The sequence below is a fragment of the Acidovorax sp. SUPP3334 genome (genome assembly GCF_030159055.1).
Taxonomy (GTDB): Bacteria; Pseudomonadota; Gammaproteobacteria; order Burkholderiales; family Burkholderiaceae_C; genus Paracidovorax.
The window spans coordinates 18,416-40,522 of record NZ_BQXQ01000035.1 but is presented as its reverse complement, the minus strand read 5'-3'; the positions used below and the strand labels follow the sequence as shown (position 1 = coordinate 40,522).

Sequence of the window (22,107 nt, the reverse complement as noted above, 5' to 3'; positions counted from 1 at the left end):
GTGCGCGGCAGAGCACATTCCTCCCTGCGAAAATCCCCCCGAACGCGGGAAAATGCCTCCAATTGTAACAAACTGCGCGGGTTTAACGGTCAAAAAGCGCCAAATCCCTCACACCATCCACTGCCCCATTCCCTTCACCCCCGAACGCCACCCGCCAGCGCAGCCGCCTGTTTCTGGAACACGCGCCAGAACGCCGCGTCCTGGGTGGTGGTGAAGTTGATGCGCATCAGCGTGCATGGCTGGCGGCTGGCATGGAACAGTGCGCCCGGCGCGAGCAGGTAGCCCTCGTCCAGCATGCGCTGGGCCAGCACGTCGGTGTCCACGCCCGTCTCGACCCAGCCGAACATGCCGGCCGGCTCCGCCGCGAAGGTGCAGCCGGCCTCCAGCGCCAGTTGCACGCTGCGCGCGCGGGCCTGGGCCAGGCGCTGGCGCATGCGGTCGCTGTGGCGGCGCAGCATGCCCTGTTCGATGCACAGGGCCATGGCCTTTTCCAGCAGCGACGGCGTGGTCAGCGTGGACAGCAGCTTGGTGTCGAGCAGCGGCTCCACCAGATCGGGCGGGGCGGCCAGGTAGCCCACCCGCCAGTTGGGCGCGAGGATTTTGGCGAAGCCGCTCACGTAGATGGTGCGCGCCAGGCCGTCCAGCACGGTCAGGCGCGTGGCGTGTTCGGGGGCGATGTGGCTGTAGGTGTCGTCTTCGACGATGTGAAAGCCGTGCCGCCCGGCCAGTTGCAGCACCTGGTGCGCGCTGCCCGGCGTGAGGCAGTAGCCGGTGGGGTTGTGGAACACGCTCACGCTCACGAAGAGCTTGGGGGCGTGCACCTCGCAGTAGCGCTCCATCACCGCGATGTCCGGCCCCTGCGCGCCGCGCGGCACGGGCAGGATGCGCATGCCCAGCGCATCGAGCCGCGCGAATTCGACCGACCAGCCCGGCTCTTCGACCATGACGGTGTCGCCCGCCTTGAGCAGGGTGCGGCTCACGATGTCGAGCGCGTGCGTGGCGCCCAGGGTGGTGATGACCTGGCTGGCCTGCACCGGCACGCCGAAGCCCTGCAGGCGCCGGGCCACCACCTCGCGCAGGGTGGGCTCGCCCATGGGGTCGCCGTACTGCAGCGAGCTGTCTTGCAAGGCGCGCCCGCTGGAGACCTTGCGCAGCGCCGCACCCATGAAGGTGTTCTCCAGCCAGTCGCGCGGAAAGACGCCGGCCCCCGGCTGCGGGTGGCTCGAAGCCTGGTGGAACATGCCGCGGATCAGCGCCGTGGCGTTGACGCACGAGCCCGAAGGCAGCGGGGACAGCACGGGGGACGACTTGCGGTCGTTTGCTACGTTATTCATAGCAATGCCCCCTAGGGGAATATGCGCTGGAGGCACTTTTTGTGCAATGTCTCGCACATAAAAGCCGCGCTGGCTGCGCGCTTCCACCAGCCCTTGCGCGAGCAACTGGTCGTACGCGGCCACGACCGTATAGGCGCTCACGCCCTGCAGCCGCGCGCATTCGCGCACCGAGGGCAGGCGGGCGCCGGCGGGCAGCAGCCGGGCGCGGATGCGCTCGGCGAAGCGCTCGGCCAGTTGCTCGGTGAGGGAACGTCGGGCGGTGCGGGTCAGCATGGGAGCTCCTTCACTGTGCTGATGCGAACACCAGTACAGATGATGCAATTGTCGAAATAACTGTATTGCAACTGTAATGGACTCTGCTCCACCATTGGCAGCAACCACCTCCGAGCCCCCCGATGCCCTTCGTCGAATTCACCGCCCTGCTGGCCCTGGCCACCGCCATGAGTTTCAGCCCCGGCCCCAACACCACGCTGGCCACTGCGCTGGCCGCCAACCGTGGCCTGCGGCATGCGATGCGTTTCGTGTGGGCGGTGCCCGTGGGCTGGAGCGCCCTGCTGCTGGTCTGCGCGGGCGGCGTGGGCGCCCTGGTGGTGGCGGTGCCGGCGCTGCGCCTGGCGATCAAGGTGGCGGGCATCGCCTACCTGCTGTGGCTGGCGTTCAAGCTCAGCCGCAGCGCCCAGCTGGGCCAGGCCCAGGCCGGCCGCATGGACGTGGGCTTCTGGCAGGGCGCGGCGATGCAGTTCGTGAACATCAAGGCGTGGCTGCTGGCGCTGACCATCGTGGCGGGCTGGGTGGCCGGGCGCGAGGACAGCCTGGCGCGCCTGGGCGTGGTGCTGCCGGTGATGGTGGTGTTCGCGTTCAGCAGCAACCTGCTGTATGCCGCCACGGGCGCGCTGCTGCGCCAGTGGCTGGCACAGGGCCGCCGGCTGCTGTGGTTCAACCGCGCCATGGCACTCGTGCTGGTGATCACGGCCGGCTGGATGGTGAAGGCATGACCGGCCGCCCTGCCACCCCTGAAAACCCGTGCCCCCAACCCGGACCCCGCCCATGACGCACCCCATGACGCACCCCATGACCTTGTCGAGCGCCCCAGCCCCGACCCCCCTGCCGGCCGCGCCGGCGGGCCTTCAGTCGCCCGAGACGCGCGGCCTGCTGTGGGGCCTGCTGGGCGTGGTGATCTTCGCCTTCACCCTGCCGATGACGCGGCTGGCCGTGGGCACGCCCGAGGCACCCCAGATGTCCGGCCTGTTCATGGCCATGGGCCGGGCGGCCATCGCCGGCGTGCTGTCGGCGCTGCTGCTGTGGGCCCGCCGCGCGCCCTGGCCGCAGCCGCAGGAATGGCGGCCGCTCGCCTTCACGGCGCTGGGCGTGGTGTTCGGGTTTCCGCTGCTCACCTCGCTGGCCATGCGCCACGTGAGCGCGGTACACGCCAGCGTGATCATCGGCGTGCTGCCGCTGGCCACGGCCGGCGTGGGCGCGCTGCTGCACCGCCAGCGCCCCTCGCCGCGCTTTTGGCTGTGCGCCCTGCTGGGCACGGCGATGGTGGTCACGTTCGCGGTGCTGCGCTCGGGCAGCGCGGGGCTGTCGCTGCATCCGGCCGACCTGCTGCTGCTGGCGGCCGTGCTGTGCGCCGCCGTGGGCTACGGCTATGGCGCGCGGCTGTCGCAGCGCATGCCGTCGGGGTCGGTGATCTGCTGGGCGCTGGTGATCTCGCTGCCCGCCACGCTGCCCCTGGGCGCATGGTCGTGGCCCACGGCGCCCATGCCGGCCTCGGCCTGGGGTGCGTTGGCCTATGTGTCGGTGTTCTCGATGTGGCTGGGCTTTTTCGCGTGGTACCGGGGCCTGGCGCTCGGCGGCACCGTGCGGGTGAGCCAGATCCAGCTCGTGCAGCCGTTCCTGGGCATGCTGTTTTCGGTGCCGCTGCTGGGCGAATCGCTCGACGGCGTCAGCCTGGCGTTCGGTGCCGCCGTGATGGCCACGGTGGTCATCGGGCGGCGCGCGCCCGTCCGCCCCGCCCGGCCCATTCACCCCGGACCCGCAGCGATGCGCGGTTAAGCTCTTTCCCGGCGGGCCTACCCACAAGCCCGCCACCCGCCGCACAACGGCTTTCTCAACGACGACCCCCTGGCGCCCCGAGACCAGGCGTCCCCTGGAGATGCATTCAATGACGAACTGGACACTGGCCGCACGCGCCGCGAAGATGAACCCCTCGGTGATCCGCGAGATCCTGAAAGTGACCGAGAAGCCCGGCATCATCAGCCTCGCCGGCGGCCTGCCCTCCCCCAAGACCTTTCCCATCGACGCCTTCGCCAAGGCCTGCGGCGCCGTGCTGTCGCAAGACGGCCCGTCGGCCCTGCAATACGCCGCGAGCGAGGGCTACCAGCCGCTGCGCCAGGCCGTGGCCGACTTCCTGCCCTGGGACGTGAGCGTCGATCAGGTGCTCATCACCACCGGCTCGCAGCAGGGCCTGGACCTCGTGGCCAAGGTGCTGATCGACGCGGGCAGCCGCATCCTGGTGGAAACGCCCACCTACCTGGGCGCGATCCAGGCCTTCGCGCCCATGGAGCCTGACGTGGTGAGCGTGGCCAGCGACGACGAAGGCATGCAGATCGACGACCTCGCCCACAAGACCGGATCGGGCGCCGGCCAGGCACGCTTCCTGTACGTGCTGCCCAACTTCCAGAACCCCACCGGCCGCACCATGAGCGAGGCACGCCGCGCCGCGCTGGTGGCCAAGGCGGCCGAGCTGAACCTGCCGCTGATCGAAGACAACCCCTACGGCGACCTGTGGTTCGACCAGCCGCCACCGGCCCCGCTGACCGCGCGCAACCCCGAAGGCTGCATCTACCTGGGCTCGTTCTCCAAGGTGCTCGCCCCCGGCCTGCGCCTGGGCTTCATCGTGGCGCCGAAGGCCGTGTTCCCCAAGCTGCTGCAGGCCAAGCAGGCGGCCGACCTGCACAGCCCCGGCTTCAACCAGCGCATGGTGCACGAGGTGATGAAGGGCGGCTTCCTGGGCCGCCATGTGCCCACCATCCGCGCGCTCTACAAGCAGCAGCGCGACGCCATGCTGCAGGCGCTCACGCGCGAGATGGCCGGCCTGGACGTGCAATGGAACACGCCCGACGGCGGCATGTTCCTCTGGGTGCGGCTGCCCGAGGGCATGAGCGCGATCGACCTGCTGCCCGAGGCCGTGGACCGCAACGTGGCGTTCGTGCCGGGAGCGGCCTTCTATGCCGACAACGCCGACCATCGCACGCTGCGCCTGTCGTTCGTGACGGCCAGCGCCGAACAGATCAGCACCGGCGTGGGCTCGCTGGCCGCCGCCATCCGGGCGCGCGTCGCCCAGAAGGCGTAACGCATGCTGCGGCTCTGGGGACGCCTGTCGTCCATCAACGTGCGCAAGGTGGTGTGGGCCATGCAGGAGTTGGGCCTGGAGCTGCAGCGCACCGATGCGGGCGGGCAGTTCGGGCTGGTGCGCGAGCCGCAGTTCCTCGCGCTCAACCCCAACGGGCTGGTGCCGCTGCTGGAGGACGACGGCTTCACGCTGTGGGAGTCCAACACCATCGTGCGCTACCTGTGCGCCAAGCACGCCAGCGGCACCCTCTACCCCGAGGACCTGCGCACGCGCTTCGTCGCCGAGCAGTGGATGGACTGGCAGCAGACCACGCTGAACCCGGCCGGGCGGGACGCTTTCCTGCAATGGGTGCGCACGCCCGAAGCGCAGCGCGACCGCCACGCGATCGCCCGGTCGGTGGCGGCCACCGAGCCGCTGATGGACCTGCTGGACGCGCACCTGGCGCAGCAGCCCTACCTGGCGGGCGAGCGCTTCACCATGGCCGACATCGCCGTGGGCTGTGAAATCCACCGCTGGTGGGGCCTGCCCCAGGACCGGATTGCGCGCACCCACCTGGACGCGTGGTACCTGAACCTGCAGGGGCGGCCCGGCGCGCGCGGCGTGATCGACCTGCCGCTGGCCTGACCGCCCCGCAGACCCTCCTTTTCTTCAACGACCGAACCGCACCTTCCTTCGCCATGCGCCAGCGCCCGTTCAAGCAGATCGATGTGTTCAGCCAGCGCTCGGGCGACGGCAATCCGCTGGCCGTGGTGCTGGACGCCGAGGGCCTGGACGACGCCGACATGCGCCGCTTCGCCGCCTGGACCAACCTGTCGGAAACCACGTTCCTGCTGCCGCCCACCGAGGCCGGCCGCGCGGCCGGGGCCGACTACCGCGTGCGCATCTTCACGCCGCGCCGGGGCGAGCTGCCCTTTGCAGGGCACCCCACGCTCGGCACCTGCCATGCCTGGCTGGAGGCCGGCCACGAGCCGCACGATGCCGCCACGGTGGTGCAGGAATCGGCCGCGGGGCTGGTGCGCATCCAGCGCAGCCACGGCCGGCTGGCCTTCGCCGCGCCGCCCCTGCGCCGCAGCGAACCCAGCCCCGCGCTGGTGCCGCTCATCGCCGGGGCGCTGGGCATTCGGCCGCAGCAGATCGAGGCGGCGCAAATGCTGGACAACGGGCCGCGCTGGCTGGGCCTGGTGCTGGACAGTGCAGAGACGGTGCACCGCCTGCGCCCGGACCACGCGCGCCTGAAAGACCTGGGCCAGGACGTGGGCGTGATCCACGTCGGCCCCGAGGCCGCCGATGCCACCCGGCCCGGCGTGGTGGTGCGCGCCTTCGCGGCGCCCATGGGCAATCCGGAAGACCCGGTCACGGGCAGCCTGAACGCCAGCTTTGCGCAGTGGCTCATCGCCGAAGGGCGGGCGCCGCGCAACTACCTGGTGGCCCAGGGCGAAAGCCTGGGCCGGGCCGGCCGCGTGCACATCACGCAGGACGCCGAGGCCCAGGTCTGGGTCGGCGGCTGCAGCCTGACCTGCATCGAGGGAACCGCCCGCCTATGAGCCGCTGCCCGCCCGCCACGCCGCCGCCGAGCCCGCACCCCGCGATCCCGAGCGGCTGACCGCTCCAGCCACCGCGCGCCGCATCCCGCAGCCACTGCGCGCGGCACCGCCTCGTTCTCACCGGACGCCGCACCGCGCCGGGCCGCCGCATGGGCGCATGGCGCTGCACGCTTGGGCCAACGCCGTTTTCGACAGCCGCTTTCACCGCTTCTTCAACCGCTTCTCGCAACGTCCTCCTTTCACCTTTTCACCACACCGTTCACACCATGCGCCAACGCCCTTTCAAACAAATCGACGTGTTCACCCAGCATCCCTATCTCGGCAACCCGCTGGCCGTGGTGCTGGATGGATCGGACCTCTCCACCGAGGCCATGCAGCACTTCACCAACTGGACCAACCTGTCGGAGGCGACGTTCCTGCTGCCGCCCACCGAAGCGGGCCGCGCCGCGGGGGCCGACTACCGCGTGCGCATCTTCTGCCCCGGGCGCGAATTGCCGTTCGCCGGCCACCCCACGCTGGGCAGCTGCCACGCCTGGCTGGAGGCCGGTGGCCAGCCGCAAACCGAGGGCGTGGTGGTGCAGGAATGCGCCCTGGGCCTGATCACGCTGCGCCGTGACGGCGACCGGCTGGCCTTCGCCGCGCCGCCGCTGCTGAAAAGCGGGCCGCTGCCGGAAGCGGACGTGGCGCTGATCGCGCGCGGGCTGCGCATCGAACGCAGCGACATCGTGGCGCACGCGTGGTGCGACAACGGCCCGAACTGGCGCGGCGTGATGCTCGGCTCCGCCGAGCAGGTGCTGGCGCTGCAGCCCGACAGCGCCATTCTGTCGAAGCTCGACGTCGGCGTCGTGGGGCCGCGCGGCAAGGTCGGCGTGGTGGGCTCGCACGCCGAAGACGACATCGCCTTCGAAGTGCGGGCCTTCTTCCCCGGCAACAACGGCCTGGCCGAAGACCCGGTGACCGGCAGCCTGAACGCCGCGCTGGCGCAGTGGCTCATCGGCGCCCATCTGGCGCCCCCGAGCTACATCGCCAGCCAGGGCACCGCGCTCGGCCGCGCCGGCCGCGTGCATGTGCAGCAGGACGGGGACCGCATCTGGATCGGTGGCGGATCGGTCACCTGCGTGAACGGCGAGGTGCTGCTGTGAACCTGCCCGACACCGGCATCGATCATCTGGTGGTGATGGCCGACCACCTGGAAAGCGGTGTGCGGTGGTGCCAGGACACGCTGGGCGTGGTGCCGGCGCCCGGGGGCGAGCACCCGCTCATGGGCACGCACAACCGGCTGATCAACATCAGCAGCGCCGCCCATCCGCGCGCCTACCTGGAGATCATCGCCATCCATCCCGCCGCCGCCGCGCGGCCCGCGAGGGCACGCTGGTTCGACATGGACGACGCCGCGCTGCAAGCCCGCGTGGCGCGTGACGGCCCGCAGTGGATCCACTGGGTGGCCTCGGTCCGGGACGTGGCCGCCGCCCACGCGTCGCTGGCCGCGCACGGCATCGACCGCGGCGAGGTCATCACCGCCAGCCGCCCCACGCCGCTCGGACTGCTGCAGTGGCAGATCACCGTGCGGCCGGACGGCCAGCGCCTCATGGGCGGCTGCCTGCCCACGCTGATCCAGTGGGGCGACCGCCACCCCTGCTACAGCCTGCCCGCCAGCGGCGTGCAACTGCAATCGCTGCAGCTCAACCACCCCGACGCCCCGGCGCTGGCCGCGGCCTGCGCCGCCATCGGCTTCAGCGCGCAGATCGCCGTGTCGCCCGCGGCCGCGCCCGGTCTGCAGGCGCTGCTGTCCACCCCGAGCGGCCCGGTCACGCTGGGCGCCTCCGAAGCGGCGTGATGGCGCTGCCAACCCCTTTGATATCCCCTCCAGCCCACCCCGCCGTGCAGCGGCCACCGCGACCGACCGCCCGGCCCTGCACCGCTCACCGAAAAGAAAGCCACCCATGACCACCACCGCCGCCCTGCCCAAGACGCCACCCGGCCCCGGCCTGGCCGAAACGAACGACGTGCAGGCGATGGCCGCGCTGCCCACGCTGGCCGACATCGAAGCCGCCGCACAGGTCGTGTACCAGGACTTCGCCGCCACGCCCCAGTACCGCTGGGCGCTGTCGAGCGAGCGGCTGGGCACCGAATGCTGGCTCAAGCACGAGAACCACACGCCGGTGGGCGCGTTCAAGATCCGCGGCGGCCTCACGTATTTCGACCAGCTCGCGCGCCGCGGCGCCCTGCCGCGCGAAGTGGTCAGCGCCACGCGCGGCAACCACGGCCAGAGCATGGGCTGGGCCGCGCGCCGCCACGGCGTGGCCTGCACCATCGTCGTGCCGCGCGGCAATTCGGTCGAAAAGAACGCCGCCATGCGTGCGCTGGGCGTCACGCTGATCGAGCATGGCGACGATTTCCAGGAAGCGCGCGAGCACGCCATGCAACTGGCGGCCGAGCGCGGCGCGCACATGGTGCCCAGCTTCCATGCCGACCTGCTGCGCGGCGTGGCCACGTACTGGTGGGAGTTCCTGCGCGCGGTGCCGCATCTGGCGGTGGTGTATGTGCCCATCGGCCAAGGGTCGGGCGCCTGCTCGGCCATCGCGGCCAAGCGCGCGCTGGGGCACGGCGTGCGCATCGTCGGCGTGGTGAGCGCGCACGCCACCACCTACGCCGACTCCATCGCCGCCGGCCATGTGGTGCAAGCGCCAGTCACCACGCGCCTGGCCGACGGCATGGCCTGCCGCGTGGCGGACCCCGCCGCGCTCGCCATCCTGGCCCCGCACCTCGACCATGTGGTGAAGGTGACCGACGACGAGGTGGCCGCAGCCATGCGCGACCTGTTCACCGACACGCACAACGTGGCCGAGGGCGCGGGCGCCGCCGCGTTCGCCGCCGCCATGCAGGAGCGCGCATCGCTGGCCGGACTGGCCGTGGGGCTGGCGCTCACGGGTGGGAATGTGGATGCGCCGATGTTCGCCGGCGTGCTGTGAACTGCGGATTCGGCACAACACCTGCATCGAAATGCCTTCCAAAGCAATCAGCACTAGGGCATGAAGCTATAAAAATTATAGCAATCGTCACTCGCGAGACAAAGGCGTGCGCAGGCCCCGCCCAGAATCGCCGGCATGGGAACCCTCTACCTCGTGCGCCACGGCCAGGCCTCGTTTGGCGCGGATGACTACGACCAGCTGAGCCCGCGCGGGCGCGAGCAGGCGGTGCGCCTGGGCGAGTACTGGCGGGCCCGCAATGTGCGCTTCGACGCGGTCATCACCGGCACGCTGCGCCGCCATGCGCAGACGCTGGAGGGCATCGCCGAGGGCCTGCAGATCGCGCCCGATGCGCTGGCCCTGCCCAGCCTGAACGAGTACGACAGCGCCGCGCTCATCACCGCGATCCACCCGCACCCGCTGCCCCGGCCCGATACGCCGGAGCTGTACAAGCACCACTTCCGGCTGCTGTGCGATGCGCTGGCGCAGTGGATGGGCGGCACCATCAGCCCGGCGGGCATGCCGAGCTGGGTGGCGTTTTCCAGCGGCATCCGTGCGGCGCTGGAGCACGTGCGCCGCCAGCACGTGGGCCACAACGTGCTGCTGGTCTCCAGCGGCGGGCCCATCTCCACCGCCGTGGGCGAGGTGCTGAGCACGCCGCCGGAGGTGACCATTGCCCTGAACATGCGCATCCGCAACAGCGCGGTGACCGAATTCAGCATCGCCCCCAAGCGGCTCATGCTGCAGACGTTCAACACGCTGCCGCACCTCGATACCGAAGAGCACGCGAGCTGGGTGACGCACGCCTGAACCCGGGCGCGCACCCGTTCAGGGGCGGGCCTGGATGAAGTCCACGAAAGCCCGCAGCGGCGCAGGCACCAGACGGCGGCCCGGGTAGTAGAGGAACGGGCCGGAAAAGCGCGGCCACCAGGGCTCCAGCACCGGCTCGAGCGCGCCGCTGTCCAGGTGGGGGCGCAGCCACTCTTCGGTCGGCACCACGCTGCGGGTGGTCCGGTGCAGCAGCCGCACGCCCAGCTTCGCTTCGAGCCGGCGCACGGCCTCGGTCAGGGCCGACGCGCTGCCGCCGCTCAGGCGTGCGCCATCGCGAAAGCCCTTGGCCCGCGCCACCGCCACGAAGGCGTTCAGATCGCCGAGGTCTATGTCCATTGTTTTGAATCCTGCACAGCCTGTGCCGATTATGTTGGCTTATCAAACAGTGCCGGGCTTTCTAGACTTCGTGAAGGCTCCGGGAGCGCCTTCCCCCACGCGCTGGTGCCTGGCCGGCCTCCCGCCTGTTTCCGCCCCGATTCACTTCCATCCGAAAGCACCGCCATGACCCGCACCACGCACCCCGCGGCCCCCTCTCTCCAATACACCCTGGGCGACCGCACCGTCCACCGCCTCGGCTATGGGGCCATGCAGCTTGCGGGGCCCGGCGTTTTCGGGCCGCCCAAGGACCGTGCGGCGGCCGTTGCCGTGCTGCGCGAGGCGGTGGAACGCGGGGTGAACCACATCGACACCAGCGATTTCTATGGCCCGCACATCACGAACCAGATCGTTCGCGAAGCGCTCGCGCCCTGGCCGGCCAGCCCTTCGGTCACGCCCAGGTCGGCGGCCATGGGCGTCAGCAGGCTGACGGGCATGAACTCCGAGGCGATCAGCGCGAACACGCACAGCGCCATGGCGAAGATGCCGCTCCAGCACGCGGGTTGCGGCGGTTCAGCGGCGCTGTCGGCCGCGCCGCCGCCGCCGAGACGTGTCGGAAACGGTGGAGACCGTGGTGCCGGGGTGCGCCGCCTGCACCCGCTGCGCCAGCCCGCGAAACCAGCCGGGCTCGACCGCGCTGGTAAAGCCCAGCCGCAGCGTTGCCGGCATGCCGGGGTTTGCCAGCGCGGCCTGCGCGTCGCACAGCAGCTTCGCCATGCTGCGCGCGTAGGGCACCAGCCGATGGCCCGCATCGGTCAGGTTCACGCCTTTCGTGTCGCGGTCGAACAACCGGGTGCCCAGGCGCTCTTCCAGCTCCCGGATCGCACGGCTCAAAGGCGGCTGCGACAGGTGCAGTGCCTCGGCCGCCTGCCGAAAGCTCAGTGCGTCCGCCACCGCCAGAAAGAGCGCGAGCGAGCGGGAATCGAGTAGATTTTTCATATCAAAAAGGTATCACTAAACCAGTCATAGCCTGCGCGGCGCACCCTCTCTACATTGAGCGGCTTCCACACCTTTCAGGAGACCATCATGGCCTTTTACCGCGTCCTCAGGGCCGACCCCTCACGCGGCGCAGAACCTTGCAAACCCCCGAGGGGCGCACGATGAGCACCGAGCGCTGCGAACGCGGCATGCGCATGCTGAATGCCGTGGATGGCCCGGCGGGCCTGGCGGTGGTCGATGGGCTGGCGCAGTCGTTTCCCGACTTCGCGCGCTACCTGCTGGAGTTTCCGTTCGGCGACATCTATGCACGCGAAGGCCTGGGCCTGCGTGAACGCGAGCTGGCCACGGTGGCCGCGCTGTGCGCGTTGGGCCACGCCCTGCCGCAACTGCGGGTGCATGTGCATGCGGCGCTGCACGTGGGCTGCAAGCCGGGCGAGATCGTGGAAGTGGTGATGCAGATGGCGGTCTATGCGGGGTTTCCGGCAGCGCTCAACGGGCTGTCGGTCGTTCGCGATGTGTTTGCCGAATCGGGCATCGCGCTTCCGCTGGCTTGATCTTTACGACGCCGCTGCGCCGCTGCACTGCGGTGCCATGGGAGCCGTGCGCAAGCACGGCAGCGCTTCAGAGCGATCCGCGGGCCACGACCGTCTCCAGCGGCAGCGCGTGGATCTCGCCCAGCAACTGCGCCAGTCCCGCCGCTGCGGCCTGCACGACCGCACGCCCCTTCTCGGCGGTCGCGCCGGCGGCATTGCCGACCGCGCCGGCCGGGTGGTAATCCTGCATGGCCCAGCCCATCTTGGCGCTCTTGCCGTTGCCAAGAATGGCGTAGCGCTCGGCTCGGTCCTGCGAGGTGGATCGCCAATGCTGCGCATGGTCCATGCGCACCGTGCCGGGCGCCAGGTGCAGCATCATCGATGTCTCGATCTCTCCGCCGTGGATGCCGAAGCGGTGCTCGTCGGCGCTGAACAGCCCGCTCACCGCTTCGGGCAGCGGCAGGCTGAACCAGCTGGCGCTGTACACCAGCAGGCCGCAGTGCAGGCGCAGCTCGCGCGCCACGATGTCCATCACGCTCACCTGGCCGCCGTGGCCGTTGAGCAGCAACAGTTTCTTGAACCCCGCGCGGGCCACGCATTCGCCCAGTTCGGTCCACAGCGCGATGAGGGTGGCGGGCTTGAGCGTGAGGGTGCCCGCATACGCCGTGTGCTCTGTGCTGAGGCCCACGTTCTGGGGCGGCAGAAACACGGCCGGCAGGTGGCCCGGCAGCAGGGGCAGCGCGGCATCGATCACGCCCTGCAGCAGTGCGGCGTCCACGCTGAGCGGCAGATGCGGCCCGTGCTGCTCGATGGCCGCCACCGGCAGCACGGCCACGGTTTCGGCGGCCAGGCCCGATGCCTGGGCCTGCGCGAAATCGCGCGCGGACCACTCGGCCCAGAAACGGGAGGGGTGCCTGGACGGCGCAGAAGGCGCAGAGGACACGGGCGGCGCGGAGGGCACGGAGGGCACGGAGGGCACGGAGGGCGATGGGGTCATGGGCCAGGCGGGGTGAGAAGGCATGCGGAAAGGAAAAAGGCGCAGGGCGGGCCGGTCAGAACGTCGCTTGCGGCAGCTCGTTGCGGGTGAACACGAGCGAAACCTTGGCCTCGTCGGGAATGGGCGGCAAGGCCGCGTCCCAGGCCTGCCATGCGGCACGCAGTTCGGCCAGGCGCGCCGGCTCCCGCTCGCGCAGGTTGGCCCGCTCGCGGGGATCGGCCACCACATCGAAAAGGTATTCCACGCCATCCACCTGCAGATACTTGTGGCGTCCCCGCACCAGCGCACGCTGCTCGCGGTGCTTCATGCGCCAGAACAGATCGCGCGCCGGGCACCAGCCGGGGTCGGCGAAGAGCGGCGTCAGGTCAATGCCGTCCAGCGGATAGTCGGGGTGGGCGGCCACGCCGGCGGCGGCAAGGAAGGTGGAAGTCCAGTCCATGGTGAGGCTGGGCGTGTCGCTCATGCTGGCGGGTGCGATGCGCGCGGGCCAGCGGGCCAGGAGCGGCACGCGGATGCCGCCCTCCAGCAGGTCCATCTTCTGGCCGACGAAGGGCCAGTTGTCGGAGTAGCGTTCGCCGCCGTTGTCGCTGGTGAAGACGATCAGCGTGTTCTCGGCCAGGCCTTTTTCCTCCAGCGCATCCAGCACCCAGCCGATGCCTTCATCCATGTGGTGGATCATGCGCTGGTAGGTTTCGAGGCTGCCGCCGTCGATGTGCTTGCCGAAGCCCCCCAGGCGCTCGGACTCGGCGCGGTCGTCCCGCGTGAGCCAGGGCCAGTGCGGAGCGCTGTAGTGCAGGCTCAGCAGGAACGGGCGGTCGACCGATTGCTCACGCACGAAATCCGCCGCGCGGCGGCTCAGCAGGTCGGTCAGGTAGCCCTCCTCGGCCTGGGCGGTTTCATCCACCCAGAAATCCGGCCGGCCGCGCGGATCGCAATGCGCGAAGTAATCCGAGCCGCCGGCGTGAAAGCCATAGAACGTGTCGTAGCCCGACATGCGCGGCCCGAAATGCGGCGGGTAGCCCAGGTGCCATTTGCCCACCAGCGCGGTGGCATAGCCCGCATCGCGCAGCAGCGACGGCAGCGTGGGATGGCCGGGCGGCAGGCCCAGCACCTTGTCGCCATGCACGCTGGCCAGCGGCTCTTCGGCCGCGCCCCGCAGCCGGTACTGCCAGCGGCCCGTGGCCAGCGCGAACCGCGTGGGCGAGCACACGGCCGAATTGGAATAGCCCCGCGTGCACCGCAGTCCGGCAGCCGCCAGTGCGTCCAACCGTGGAGACACATCCACCGGCACGCTATAGGCATCGCGTGCGCCCGTGCAGCCCAGATCGGCGTAGCCCAGGTCGTCGGCCAGGATGAAAAGAAGATTGGGGCGGGTGGTGGTCATCGGCGGTGAAGGGCTGCTGGGACGGACAGGCAGGGCGTCAAGGCTGGGCGCAAAGGCAGGGTGTGAAGCAAAAGCCTGCAGCCCACAGCGCGGATTGTGGCGCCTTGGCCTTGCAACGAACCACGGCACGCTCCCTGGCAGGGCGCACCGTAGCAAGCGCCGCGTCTATATGAAACTTAAATGGTCGGTTAAAAATTACATATTGACACTTTTGCGACATACCGGCCCACTGGGTCTCTTGAATACCGCACAAAGGTCGCCGCTATGAACGTTTTTCAACGCATGAAACTGGGCACGTTGCTGGGCTCGGGTTTCGCCCTGGTCATTGCCATCGGCTTCCTGGTCGCTGCCTTTGGCCGCATTCAGCTCGACCAGGTGGGGGGCAATATCAAATTGCTGTCGCACGACCGCGTCGCCACCCTCTTGCTGTTGCAGGAAATGAAGGACGGGATCAATACCGCCGCCCGCGCGGCACGCAATATCGCCCTGCTGGAAGACATAGCGCAAATGGCAGACGAAAAGCGTCGCATCGAACAGACGCAGGCCCGCAATGTGGAACTGCTCGGACAGTTGGGCCCACGCATGTCCACCCCTGAAGCCGGCGCCCTTTTTGCGAAGATCGGCGAGGCGCGCCCCGCCTACAGGGATGCCTTGAACAAGGCGGTGGATCTGGGCATGGCGAACCAGAACGAGCAGGCGCGCGCGCAGCTCCTCGGGCCGGTGCGGCCCACGCAGGCGGCTTATTTCAAGGCGCTGGATGATGTGATCGCCTACCAGAAGGCCGCTACGGCAAGCACCGCGGAGTTATCCGAACAAAGCGCCGCGTCGGCCGGCAACCTGATGCTGGCGCTGGCCGCCATCGCAGCCGCAGCGGGCGGCCTGGTCGCCTGGGCCATCACCCGCCAGATCAAGGCCCAGGTGGGCGGCGAGCCGGCCTATGCCTCCGAGATCGCACAGCAGGTGGCCGGCGGCAACCTGGCGGTCGGCGTGCAACTGCGCGATGGAGACACCCACAGCGTGCTGGCCGCGATGAACGCCATGCGCACCAGCCTGAGCGGCATCGTGGGCCAGGTGCGCGAGAGCAGCGAATCGATCGCCACCGGGGCGGGCCAGATCGCCACGGGCAATGCCGACCTGAGCCAGCGCACCGAAGAGCAGGCGTCCAACCTGCAGCAGACGGCCGCGTCGATGGAAGAGATGAATTCCACGGTCAAGCAAAACGCCGACACGGTGCGCACCGCATCGCAACTGGCGACCTCGGCCAGCGTCACCGCGTCCAAGGGCGGTGAGGTGGTGAGCAACGTGGTGCGCACCATGGAAGACATCACGGCCAGTTCGCGCAAGATCAGCGACATCATTGGCGTGATCGACTCCATTGCCTTCCAGACCAACATCCTGGCGCTCAACGCTGCGGTGGAAGCGGCGCGGGCCGGCGAGCAGGGCCGGGGCTTTGCCGTGGTGGCCAGCGAAGTGCGCAGCCTGGCGGGCCGGTCCGCCGAGGCCGCCAAGGAAATCAAGGCGCTGATCAGCCAGAGCGTGCAGACGGTGGAGCAAGGGTCGGCACTGGTCGGCGAAGCCGGGGCCACCATGAACGAGATCGTCGAGCAGGCCCGCCGCGTGGCCGACCTGATCGGAGAGATCGGCGCCGCCACGCACGAACAGGAGCAGGGCATTTCGCAAGTGAGCGACGCGGTGAACCAGCTCGATCAGGTGACGCAGCAGAACGCCGCGCTGGTGGAAGAGTCGGCCGCGGCGGCGGACAGCCTGAACCACCAAGCCTCGCGCCTGGTGGAAATCGTCAGTGTGTTCCGCCTGGACGAATCGGCCTCCGGGGCCGTCATCCGCCAGGTGCAGGCGAAGAGCCGGACAGCACCGGCGCCGGCCCTGCCGCGCGCCTCGACCACCGCCCCCCGGACCGTGGCGGCTCCCGCGCGCAAACCCCAGGCGTCGTTGCCCGCTGCCCGGCTGAAGAAACAGCCCGCGACGGCGACCACGGCCGACGACGGGTGGGAGAAGTTCTGAACCGCGGCGGCGCTCGAACGACCTGTGCAAAGCCCCATCCGTGGGGCTTTTTATTTTTGGACGCGACGCGTCGCTTGCGGCATCAAGGCAGGGCGACGCATGCCGCGCCGCCGTGCTGCGCCGACTCTTCGGCCGCCAGGGCTGCGCAGCATTGCGCCAGGTGGTGGACCAGCGCCCGCACCCGCGCTGGCACGAAGCGGTTGCTGGGCAACACCGCATGCAGGGCGTAGCGCTGGCCCAGCCAATCGGGCAGTAGCGCGACCAGGGCGCCCGTGCGCAGGTCGGCCCGCACGTCGATGGCCGATTTGTAGACGATGCCGCCGCCCGCCAGCGCCCATTCGTGCGCGATGGAGCCGTCGTCCACGCTGCGCTCGCCCTCCACGGCCACCGATACCGCCTCGCCGTCGGCCGCGCGCTCGAAATGCCAGCGCACCTCGCGCCGGCCGGCGATGTGCAGGGTGAGGCAGTCGTGATCGGTCGCCACGCCGGCCGAGGTGGGCGGGCTGCCGCCCGCGCCCGTGTGCACGCCGGCGCAGGCCGCTCCCGTGCCCGATCCCGTGACTGTGCCTGTGCGGCCTGCGAGCCAGCCGGTCTGAAGGGCGCCGTCGGCACCCCGCAGTTGCAGAGCCCCAGCGCCCGCGTCGGAAGAAACCGGGCGGCTCCGCTCCTTCCCGGGCACGCCGTTACCATCGGCGGCATGACGCCCGATGCCCTTTCCGCCCCGTCCACACAAGACCTGTTCCGCGAAGACGCGTACCTGCGCGAATGCCAGGCCACCGTCGTGGCGGGGCAGCCGGACGGCGGCATCGTGCTGGACCGTTCGGTGTTCTACCCCCTGGGGGGCGGCCAGGCCGGCGACAGCGGCGTGCTGGGGCGGGCGGACGGCAGCACGGTGGCCATTGCCGACACACGCAAGGGCAAGAACGCCGAAGGCCAGCCCACGGCCGCCATCGTGCATGTGCCGGCCCCTGGCGAAGCGGCGCCGATTGCCGTGGGCGAGCCCGTCACCGCGCGGATCGACTGGGAGCGCCGCCACCGGCTGATGCGCTTTCACACCACCACCCATCTGCTGTGCCACCTGGTGGCGCAGCCGGTGAACGGCTGCTCGATCACGCCCGACTACGCACGGCTGGACTTTCACATGGATGGCGCGCTGGACAAGGACGCGCTCACCGCCGGCATCGCACGCCTGGTGGCCGAAGGCCACGCCGTGACCCTGGGCACGGTGAACGACGCGCAGCTGGACGCCAACCCCGCCCTGGTCAAGAGCATGAGCGTGCAGCCCCCGCGCGGCACGGGCCAGGTGCGGACCGTGCGCGTGGGCGGCGCCGTGGATGCGGCCGGTGACGCCGGCACGCTGCAGATCGATCTGCAGCCTTGCGGCGGAACGCATGTGGCGAACACGGGCGAGATCGGCGCCGTGGTCTTGACCAAGATCGAGAAAAAAGGCGCCATGTCGCGCCGCGTGGTGCTCGGCTTCGCGGCCTGAGCCCGGCCCAGGAACCAAACCACGAGGCTGGGGCTCCCACCTGCGACATGTCACACCGCCTGCTCCAGCGCTTGCTGCCCGCTCTTTTTTTGATAGCTTCCAGCGCTTTCCACATCAGCGCTGGAGCCCAATTCAACCCCAAGACGTCCTCTGCCACCACGGCCGCAGGCGCCAGCGGCAGCAGCAGCACCGTCACCACGCCCCACGTCCAGGCCGAACTGGTGGCGCACGCCCCCGACGGCGTGGCACCGGGCAAGCCGCTCTGGCTGGGGCTGTCGATCACGCACCAGCCCGAATGGCACACGTACTGGATGAATTCGGGCGATTCAGGCCTGCCGACCGAAATGGAATGGCAGGTGCCCGCCGGCATCGAGGCCGGAGCCATCGCGTGGCCCGTGCCACGCAAGATCCCCATCGGCAACCTGGCCAACTACGGCTACGAGGGCACGGTGCTGCTGCCGGTGCCCATGACCGTCTCCAGCGCATTCACCCCCGGGCCGCTCGCCCGCACCGCCACCTTCCACTTGCGCGCCTCGTGGCTGGTGTGCCGCAAGGAATGCATTCCTGAAGAGGGCGAGTTCATCCTGCAGCTGCCGATTCGCAGCACCACGGCGCTGAATGCCGGGGCGTTCGAAGCCGCGCAGCAGGCCCACCCCCAACCTGTGCCAGCCCCTGCCGGCGGCGGCGCGGCCAGCAGCGCGCGCGTGGATGGCAACGCCATCGCGCTCACCGTGGCGGGCCTGCCGCCCGCGCTGCGTGGCCAGGCGCTCGAGTTCTTTCCCGAAACCGCGGGCGTGATCGAAACCGCCGCCGACTGGACGCAGGCCTGGCAGGGCGATGTGTGGACGGCGCGCGTGCCGCTGTCGGCGCAGCGCAGCGCCGGCCCGGTGCCCATGCCCGTGGTGCTGGCGCATGCCGGGCGGGGCTGGCGCGCCGAACTGCCCGTGGAGGGCGGCTGGCCCCAGGCGGCGCCGATGGCCGGCGTCTCGCCCGCACTCGAAGCCGCCTTGCGCGCGAATGCGGCCCAGGGCGGCGGCGCACCACCGGCCGCGCCACAGGTCACGGCGGCACCGCTGGCAACGCTGATGGCCGCGCTGGCCGGCGCGTTGCTGGGGGGCCTCATCCTCAATCTCATGCCATGCGTGTTCCCGGTGCTGGCGATCAAGGTGGTCGGTTTCGCCCAGCATGCGCAGAACCGCCGCGCCCACCGCATCGGCGGGCTGGCCTACACGGCGGGCGTGGTGCTGTCTTTCATGGCGCTGGGGGCGCTGATGCTGGCGCTGCGCGCGGCGGGCGAGGCCGTGGGCTGGGGCTTTCAGCTGCAGTCGCCCGGTGTGGTGGCGCTGCTCGCCGCGCTGTTCACGGTGGTCGGGCTGAATCTGGCGGGCGTGTTCGAGTTCGGGCGCTTTCTGCCCAGCTCGGTGGCCACCCTGCAGGCGCGGCATCCGGCGTTGGATGCCTTCTTGACCGGCGTGCTGGCCGTGGCGGTGGCATCGCCCTGCACCGCGCCGTTCATGGGCGCATCGCTTGGACTCACCGCCACCCTGCCGGCCGCGCAGGCGCTGGCCGTCTTCGCCGCGCTGGGCCTGGGGCTGGCGCTGCCGTACCTGGCCGCCAGCTGGGTGCCGGCCGTGGCCCGCGCCCTGCCCCGGCCCGGCGCGTGGATGGACACGCTGCGCCGGTTCATGGCCTTTCCCATGTTCGCCACCGTGGTGTGGCTGGTGTGGGTGCTGGGCCAGCAAAGCGGAATCGACGGCGCAGCGGCGCTGCTGGCGCTCCTGGTCATGCTCAGCATGGCCATCTGGGCGCTCACGCTGGCAGGGCGCACGCGCTGGGCGATCGCTCCTTTTTCGATAGCAGCATTGGCATATATGACGGCGGCGTGGGGCCCGAAAGTCATTGAAATCGCGCCCGGCCCTGCCACCACCGCGTCGGCGGCGGCCACGGCGGGCGGCTGGCGCCCGTGGCAGGCCGGCCTGCCCGAGCAATTGGTGGCCCAGGGCCAGCCGGTGTTCGTGGACTACACCGCCGCCTGGTGCGTGACCTGCCAGTACAACAAGAAGACCACCCTGGCCCACGAGGACGTGCTGAAAGACTTCGCCGCCAAGAACGTGGCCCTGCTGCGCGCCGACTGGACGCGCCGCGATCCGGCCATCACGGCAGCGCTGGCGCAACTGGGGCGCAGCGGCGTTCCGGTCTATGTGCTGCAGGCGCCGGGCCGCGCGCCGGTGGTGCTGTCGGAAATCCTGGGCGTGCAGGAAGTGCGCGCGGCCATCGCCGGGCTCTGAAACCGGCGGCATCGCCCTGCCTGCGCCGGGGTTTTGGCCGCATCGGCGCACAAGGCTGCGCGACACTGTGCCGGCCATCGCCCTGCCCGCCCACTGCCTCGACAGGAGAAACGCCATGCTTCGACGAACCCTCTTCGCCTGCCTGTTCCTTGCCGCGGGCGCTGCCCAGGCCGCCGCCACCGTGGGCCAGCCCGCACCGGACTTCAGCCTCAAAGACGCCACCGGCAAGACCGTGCGGCTGTCGGATTTCAAAGGCAAGCACGTGGTGCTGGAATGGACCAACCCCGGCTGCCCCTTCGTGCGCAAGCACTACGACAGCGGCAACATGCCAGCCACGCAAAAAGGCGCGGTGGACCAGGGGGTGGTCTGGCTGGCGGTCAACTCCACGGAGAAGGCCAGCGCCGATTACCTGGCGCCGGCCCAATTGGCTGCGTGGTTCACCGAACGCAAGGCCGTGCCCACCGCCGTGCTGCTGGACGAAGAAGGCACCACTGGCCACGCCTATGGCGCGCGCACCACGCCGCACCTGTACATCGTGGACCCGAAGGGAACGCTGGTGTATGCCGGCGGCATCGACAGCATTCCCTCGGCACGCCCGGCCGACATCGCAAAGGCCACCAACTACGTGAAGGCCGGCCTGGCCGACGCCTTGGCAGGCAAGCCGATCACCACCGCGACCACGCAGCCCTACGGCTGCTCGATCAAATACAAATCGCCCGCCTGATCGCGCCCGAACCCTGCAGGGCAAAGAAAAGGCGGCCCGAAGGCCGCCTCTGATCGCGGGAATGACCGCGTCACACCGCCAGTGCGGTCGCAGCCCCCACGCCGCACAGGGCGGCGAGCCCTGCCAGCAGTTTCACGTCGCGGCGCTCGTTGCCCGAGCGCCAGCTGACGAACGTGGTGATCACCAGGGTGACCAGCAGGCACAGCAAAATCGATTCGACCATGGACATGGCGGGGCTCTCCTTGAAGGGTCAGCGGGGGTCGTGGGGCAAGGCGGGGGTTTCGCGGGGCTTGCCGCGCGAAGTCCACAGCGAAGCGATCACGGAGCCGGCGATGAGGCCTGCGGTCGCCAGCAGCGCATAGCCGATCGGGATCTTGTACACGTCGATGAGCAGCATCTTCGCGCCGATGAACACCAGCACCAGGGCCAGACCGTACGCCAGCAGGTGGAAGCGGCTCGCCAGATCGGCCAGCAGGAAGTACAGCGCCCGCAGTCCCAGAATGGCGAAGATGTTGGCGGTGAGCACGATGAACGGATCGCTCGTGATGGCGAAGATCGCCGGAATGCTGTCCACCGCGAAGATGATGTCGGTCGTGCCGATCAGCACCAGCACCACGAAGAGGGGCGTGTAGTGCTTGACGCCGCCGATCATCGTCGTGAGCTTCTCGCCGTCGAACTTGTCCGCGATGCGCATGCGGCCCCGCAGGAACTTCAGCACCGGGTTGGTGGCGATGTCGGGCTCCTTGCCGGCCGCCAGCCACATCTTCACGCCGGTGATGACGAGGAATGCACCGAACACATAAAGCAGCCAGTGGAACGTGGACAGCAGCCAGGCGCCCGCCAGGATCAGCACCGTGCGCAGCACGATCGCGCCGATGATGCCGACGATCAGCGCGCGCTTTTGGTATTCGGCTGGCACCGCGAAGTAGCTGAACAGCATCAGGAACACGAAGATGTTGTCCACCGACAGGCTTTTCTCGACCAGATAGCCGGTGATGAACTGCATCGACACCGTGTTGGCGACCTCCCGGCCCTGGGAGCCGTTCAGGTACCACCACAGAATGCCGACGAACACGAAAGCCAGCGAGAACCAGAGCACGCTCCAGCCCACGGCCTCTTTGGTGGTCACCTTGTGAGCACCCTGGCGCTCCATGACCAACAGGTCCACGCCGATCGCGACGACCACGAAGACGGCGAAGCCCACCCACATCCACCAGGTTCCAATGGTTTCCATGGCTCAGCCTCCGAAGAAAGTTGTGCTGCGCGGGAGCGGCGGTTGCAGGAGCGCCGGGGGCGGCGAAAGGACAATGGGTAGCTGGTTCA

22 protein-coding genes and 2 pseudogenes are annotated in these 22,107 nt (G+C 69.8%); 15 read left to right on the top strand and 9 right to left on the bottom strand.

Annotated features, from left to right (window positions below):
- Positions 1-134 precede the first annotated feature (134 nt).
- Positions 135-1,607, bottom strand: coding sequence for an aminotransferase-like domain-containing protein (locus tag AVHM3334_RS18320; protein WP_284414686.1), 1,473 nt, complete (start codon positions 1,605-1,607; stop codon positions 135-137).
- Between the two features lie 122 nt (positions 1,608-1,729).
- Here AVHM3334_RS18320 and AVHM3334_RS18315 point away from each other — a divergent pair, with 122 nt between their 5' ends.
- The 9 genes from AVHM3334_RS18315 (at position 1,730) to AVHM3334_RS18275 (ending at position 10,012) form a co-directional block, all read left to right on the top strand.
- Complete coding sequence (locus tag AVHM3334_RS18315; RefSeq protein ID WP_284414684.1) at positions 1,730-2,329, top strand: LysE family translocator; 600 nt, start codon at positions 1,730-1,732, stop codon at positions 2,327-2,329.
- A gap of 52 nt (positions 2,330-2,381) precedes the next feature.
- A complete protein-coding gene (locus tag AVHM3334_RS18310; protein ID WP_502869936.1) occupies positions 2,382-3,389 on the top strand; it encodes a DMT family transporter in 1,008 nt (335 codons plus the stop codon).
- Positions 3,390-3,498: 109 nt separating this feature from the next.
- The gene (locus AVHM3334_RS18305; protein ID WP_284414682.1) at positions 3,499-4,689 is read left to right on the top strand and encodes an aminotransferase-like domain-containing protein; all 1,191 of its coding nucleotides are present in this window, start codon (positions 3,499-3,501) and stop codon (positions 4,687-4,689) included.
- A 3-nt stretch (positions 4,690-4,692) separates the two neighbouring features.
- Complete coding sequence (locus AVHM3334_RS18300; RefSeq protein ID WP_284414680.1) at positions 4,693-5,313, top strand: glutathione S-transferase family protein; 621 nt, start codon at positions 4,693-4,695, stop codon at positions 5,311-5,313.
- A gap of 53 nt (positions 5,314-5,366) precedes the next feature.
- Positions 5,367-6,233: a PhzF family phenazine biosynthesis protein gene (locus AVHM3334_RS18295; protein ID WP_284414679.1), complete on the top strand. Its 867-nt coding sequence runs from the start codon at positions 5,367-5,369 to the stop codon at positions 6,231-6,233.
- Between the two features lie 266 nt (positions 6,234-6,499).
- Positions 6,500-7,375, top strand: a complete 876-nt coding sequence (locus AVHM3334_RS18290; RefSeq protein ID WP_284414677.1) for a PhzF family phenazine biosynthesis protein — start codon at positions 6,500-6,502, stop codon at positions 7,373-7,375.
- Positions 7,372-8,070: a VOC family protein gene (locus AVHM3334_RS18285; protein ID WP_284414675.1), complete on the top strand. Its 699-nt coding sequence runs from the start codon at positions 7,372-7,374 to the stop codon at positions 8,068-8,070. The genes AVHM3334_RS18290 and AVHM3334_RS18285 overlap by 4 nt, the downstream gene beginning before the upstream one ends.
- 178 nt (positions 8,071-8,248) lie before the next feature.
- Entirely contained in the window at positions 8,249-9,205 is a 957-nt protein-coding gene (locus AVHM3334_RS18280; protein ID WP_284414698.1) for a threonine dehydratase, read from the top strand.
- 135 nt (positions 9,206-9,340) lie between these two features.
- The gene (locus AVHM3334_RS18275; protein ID WP_284414673.1) at positions 9,341-10,012 is read left to right on the top strand and encodes a histidine phosphatase family protein; all 672 of its coding nucleotides are present in this window, start codon (positions 9,341-9,343) and stop codon (positions 10,010-10,012) included.
- A gap of 18 nt (positions 10,013-10,030) precedes the next feature.
- On the opposite strand, the gene AVHM3334_RS18270 is transcribed toward AVHM3334_RS18275, so the two are convergent.
- Positions 10,031-10,369, bottom strand: coding sequence for a LysR family transcriptional regulator (locus tag AVHM3334_RS18270; RefSeq protein ID WP_284414671.1), 339 nt, complete (start codon positions 10,367-10,369; stop codon positions 10,031-10,033).
- 165 nt (positions 10,370-10,534) lie between these two features.
- Between AVHM3334_RS18270 and AVHM3334_RS18265 the strand changes: the two are divergent.
- A pseudogene (locus tag AVHM3334_RS18265) lies at positions 10,535-10,784 on the top strand (aldo/keto reductase); the annotation flags it as partial.
- Here the strand turns inward: AVHM3334_RS18265 and AVHM3334_RS18260 are convergent.
- Positions 10,765-10,884 (bottom strand): annotated as a pseudogene (locus tag AVHM3334_RS18260) (MFS transporter); the annotation flags it as partial. The pseudogenes AVHM3334_RS18265 and AVHM3334_RS18260 sit on opposite strands and share 20 nt — an antisense overlap.
- Before the next feature lie 37 nt (positions 10,885-10,921).
- Complete coding sequence (locus AVHM3334_RS18255; RefSeq protein ID WP_284414669.1) at positions 10,922-11,347, bottom strand: LysR family transcriptional regulator; 426 nt, start codon at positions 11,345-11,347, stop codon at positions 10,922-10,924.
- Positions 11,348-11,508: 161 nt separating this feature from the next.
- Here AVHM3334_RS18255 and AVHM3334_RS18250 point away from each other — a divergent pair, with 161 nt between their 5' ends.
- Positions 11,509-11,901 carry a carboxymuconolactone decarboxylase family protein gene (locus AVHM3334_RS18250; protein WP_284414667.1) on the top strand — a complete coding sequence of 131 codons (393 nt, stop codon included), beginning with the start codon at positions 11,509-11,511 and terminating at the stop codon, positions 11,899-11,901.
- 67 nt (positions 11,902-11,968) lie between these two features.
- On the opposite strand, the gene AVHM3334_RS18245 is transcribed toward AVHM3334_RS18250, so the two are convergent.
- Positions 11,969-12,877, bottom strand: coding sequence for a creatininase family protein (locus AVHM3334_RS18245; protein ID WP_284414665.1), 909 nt, complete (start codon positions 12,875-12,877; stop codon positions 11,969-11,971).
- Positions 12,878-12,932: 55 nt separating this feature from the next.
- Positions 12,933-14,261 carry a sulfatase family protein gene (locus AVHM3334_RS18240; RefSeq protein WP_284414663.1) on the bottom strand — a complete coding sequence of 443 codons (1,329 nt, stop codon included), beginning with the start codon at positions 14,259-14,261 and terminating at the stop codon, positions 12,933-12,935.
- A gap of 264 nt (positions 14,262-14,525) precedes the next feature.
- On the opposite strand from AVHM3334_RS18240, the gene AVHM3334_RS18235 reads away from it, so the two are divergent.
- A complete protein-coding gene (locus AVHM3334_RS18235; RefSeq protein ID WP_284414662.1) occupies positions 14,526-16,283 on the top strand; it encodes a methyl-accepting chemotaxis protein in 1,758 nt (585 codons plus the stop codon).
- A gap of 82 nt (positions 16,284-16,365) precedes the next feature.
- Here AVHM3334_RS18235 and AVHM3334_RS18230 read toward each other — a convergent pair whose 3' ends face one another.
- The gene (locus tag AVHM3334_RS18230) at positions 16,366-16,962 is read right to left on the bottom strand and encodes a LysR substrate-binding domain-containing protein (protein WP_284414660.1); all 597 of its coding nucleotides are present in this window, start codon (positions 16,960-16,962) and stop codon (positions 16,366-16,368) included.
- 18 nt (positions 16,963-16,980) lie between these two features.
- On the opposite strand from AVHM3334_RS18230, the gene AVHM3334_RS18225 reads away from it, so the two are divergent.
- The 3 genes from AVHM3334_RS18225 (at position 16,981) to AVHM3334_RS18215 (ending at position 20,784) form a co-directional block, all read left to right on the top strand.
- The gene (locus tag AVHM3334_RS18225; protein WP_284414658.1) at positions 16,981-17,772 is read left to right on the top strand and encodes an alanyl-tRNA editing protein; all 792 of its coding nucleotides are present in this window, start codon (positions 16,981-16,983) and stop codon (positions 17,770-17,772) included.
- A 47-nt stretch (positions 17,773-17,819) separates the two neighbouring features.
- A complete protein-coding gene (locus AVHM3334_RS18220; protein ID WP_284414656.1) occupies positions 17,820-20,060 on the top strand; it encodes a protein-disulfide reductase DsbD family protein in 2,241 nt (746 codons plus the stop codon).
- Positions 20,061-20,175: 115 nt separating this feature from the next.
- On the top strand, positions 20,176-20,784 hold the full coding sequence (locus AVHM3334_RS18215) for a thioredoxin family protein (RefSeq protein ID WP_284414654.1): 609 nt from the start codon (positions 20,176-20,178) through the stop codon (positions 20,782-20,784).
- Positions 20,785-20,854: 70 nt separating this feature from the next.
- On the opposite strand, the gene AVHM3334_RS18210 is transcribed toward AVHM3334_RS18215, so the two are convergent.
- Together AVHM3334_RS18210 and AVHM3334_RS18205 are read right to left on the bottom strand one after the other, a co-directional pair.
- Complete coding sequence (locus AVHM3334_RS18210) at positions 20,855-21,013, bottom strand: hypothetical protein (protein ID WP_284414652.1); 159 nt, start codon at positions 21,011-21,013, stop codon at positions 20,855-20,857.
- A 21-nt stretch (positions 21,014-21,034) separates the two neighbouring features.
- On the bottom strand, positions 21,035-22,018 hold the full coding sequence (locus AVHM3334_RS18205; protein WP_284414651.1) for a TerC family protein: 984 nt from the start codon (positions 22,016-22,018) through the stop codon (positions 21,035-21,037).
- Positions 22,019-22,107 lie beyond the last annotated feature (89 nt).

What these genes read in the sequence shown, in the direction of transcription:
- AVHM3334_RS18290 (WP_284414677.1), top strand. Translation starts at nt 6,500, where the DNA reads ATGCGCCAACGCCCTTTCAAACAAATCGACGTGTTCACCCAGCATCCC.
- AVHM3334_RS18305 (WP_284414682.1), top strand. Translation starts at nt 3,499, where the DNA reads ATGACGAACTGGACACTGGCCGCACGCGCCGCGAAGATGAACCCCTCG.
- AVHM3334_RS18280 (WP_284414698.1), top strand. Translation starts at nt 8,249, where the DNA reads ATGGCCGCGCTGCCCACGCTGGCCGACATCGAAGCCGCCGCACAGGTC.
- AVHM3334_RS18255 (WP_284414669.1), bottom strand. Translation starts at nt 11,347, where the DNA reads ATGAAAAATCTACTCGATTCCCGCTCGCTCGCGCTCTTTCTGGCGGTG.
- AVHM3334_RS18270 (WP_284414671.1), bottom strand. Translation starts at nt 10,369, where the DNA reads ATGGACATAGACCTCGGCGATCTGAACGCCTTCGTGGCGGTGGCGCGG.
- AVHM3334_RS18205 (WP_284414651.1), bottom strand. Translation starts at nt 22,018, where the DNA reads ATGGAAACCATTGGAACCTGGTGGATGTGGGTGGGCTTCGCCGTCTTC.
- AVHM3334_RS18245 (WP_284414665.1), bottom strand. Translation starts at nt 12,877, where the DNA reads ATGACCCCATCGCCCTCCGTGCCCTCCGTGCCCTCCGTGCCCTCCGCG.
- AVHM3334_RS18295 (WP_284414679.1), top strand. Translation starts at nt 5,367, where the DNA reads ATGCGCCAGCGCCCGTTCAAGCAGATCGATGTGTTCAGCCAGCGCTCG.
- AVHM3334_RS18275 (WP_284414673.1), top strand. Translation starts at nt 9,341, where the DNA reads ATGGGAACCCTCTACCTCGTGCGCCACGGCCAGGCCTCGTTTGGCGCG.
- AVHM3334_RS18235 (WP_284414662.1), top strand. Translation starts at nt 14,526, where the DNA reads ATGAACGTTTTTCAACGCATGAAACTGGGCACGTTGCTGGGCTCGGGT.
- AVHM3334_RS18320 (WP_284414686.1), bottom strand. Translation starts at nt 1,607, where the DNA reads ATGCTGACCCGCACCGCCCGACGTTCCCTCACCGAGCAACTGGCCGAG.
- AVHM3334_RS18225 (WP_284414658.1), top strand. Translation starts at nt 16,981, where the DNA reads ATGACGCCCGATGCCCTTTCCGCCCCGTCCACACAAGACCTGTTCCGC.
- AVHM3334_RS18300 (WP_284414680.1), top strand. Translation starts at nt 4,693, where the DNA reads ATGCTGCGGCTCTGGGGACGCCTGTCGTCCATCAACGTGCGCAAGGTG.
- AVHM3334_RS18215 (WP_284414654.1), top strand. Translation starts at nt 20,176, where the DNA reads ATGCTTCGACGAACCCTCTTCGCCTGCCTGTTCCTTGCCGCGGGCGCT.
- AVHM3334_RS18210 (WP_284414652.1), bottom strand. Translation starts at nt 21,013, where the DNA reads ATGTCCATGGTCGAATCGATTTTGCTGTGCCTGCTGGTCACCCTGGTG.
- AVHM3334_RS18240 (WP_284414663.1), bottom strand. Translation starts at nt 14,261, where the DNA reads ATGACCACCACCCGCCCCAATCTTCTTTTCATCCTGGCCGACGACCTG.
- AVHM3334_RS18250 (WP_284414667.1), top strand. Translation starts at nt 11,509, where the DNA reads ATGAGCACCGAGCGCTGCGAACGCGGCATGCGCATGCTGAATGCCGTG.
- AVHM3334_RS18220 (WP_284414656.1), top strand. Translation starts at nt 17,820, where the DNA reads ATGTCACACCGCCTGCTCCAGCGCTTGCTGCCCGCTCTTTTTTTGATA.
- AVHM3334_RS18310 (WP_502869936.1), top strand. Translation starts at nt 2,382, where the DNA reads ATGACGCACCCCATGACGCACCCCATGACCTTGTCGAGCGCCCCAGCC.
- AVHM3334_RS18315 (WP_284414684.1), top strand. Translation starts at nt 1,730, where the DNA reads ATGCCCTTCGTCGAATTCACCGCCCTGCTGGCCCTGGCCACCGCCATG.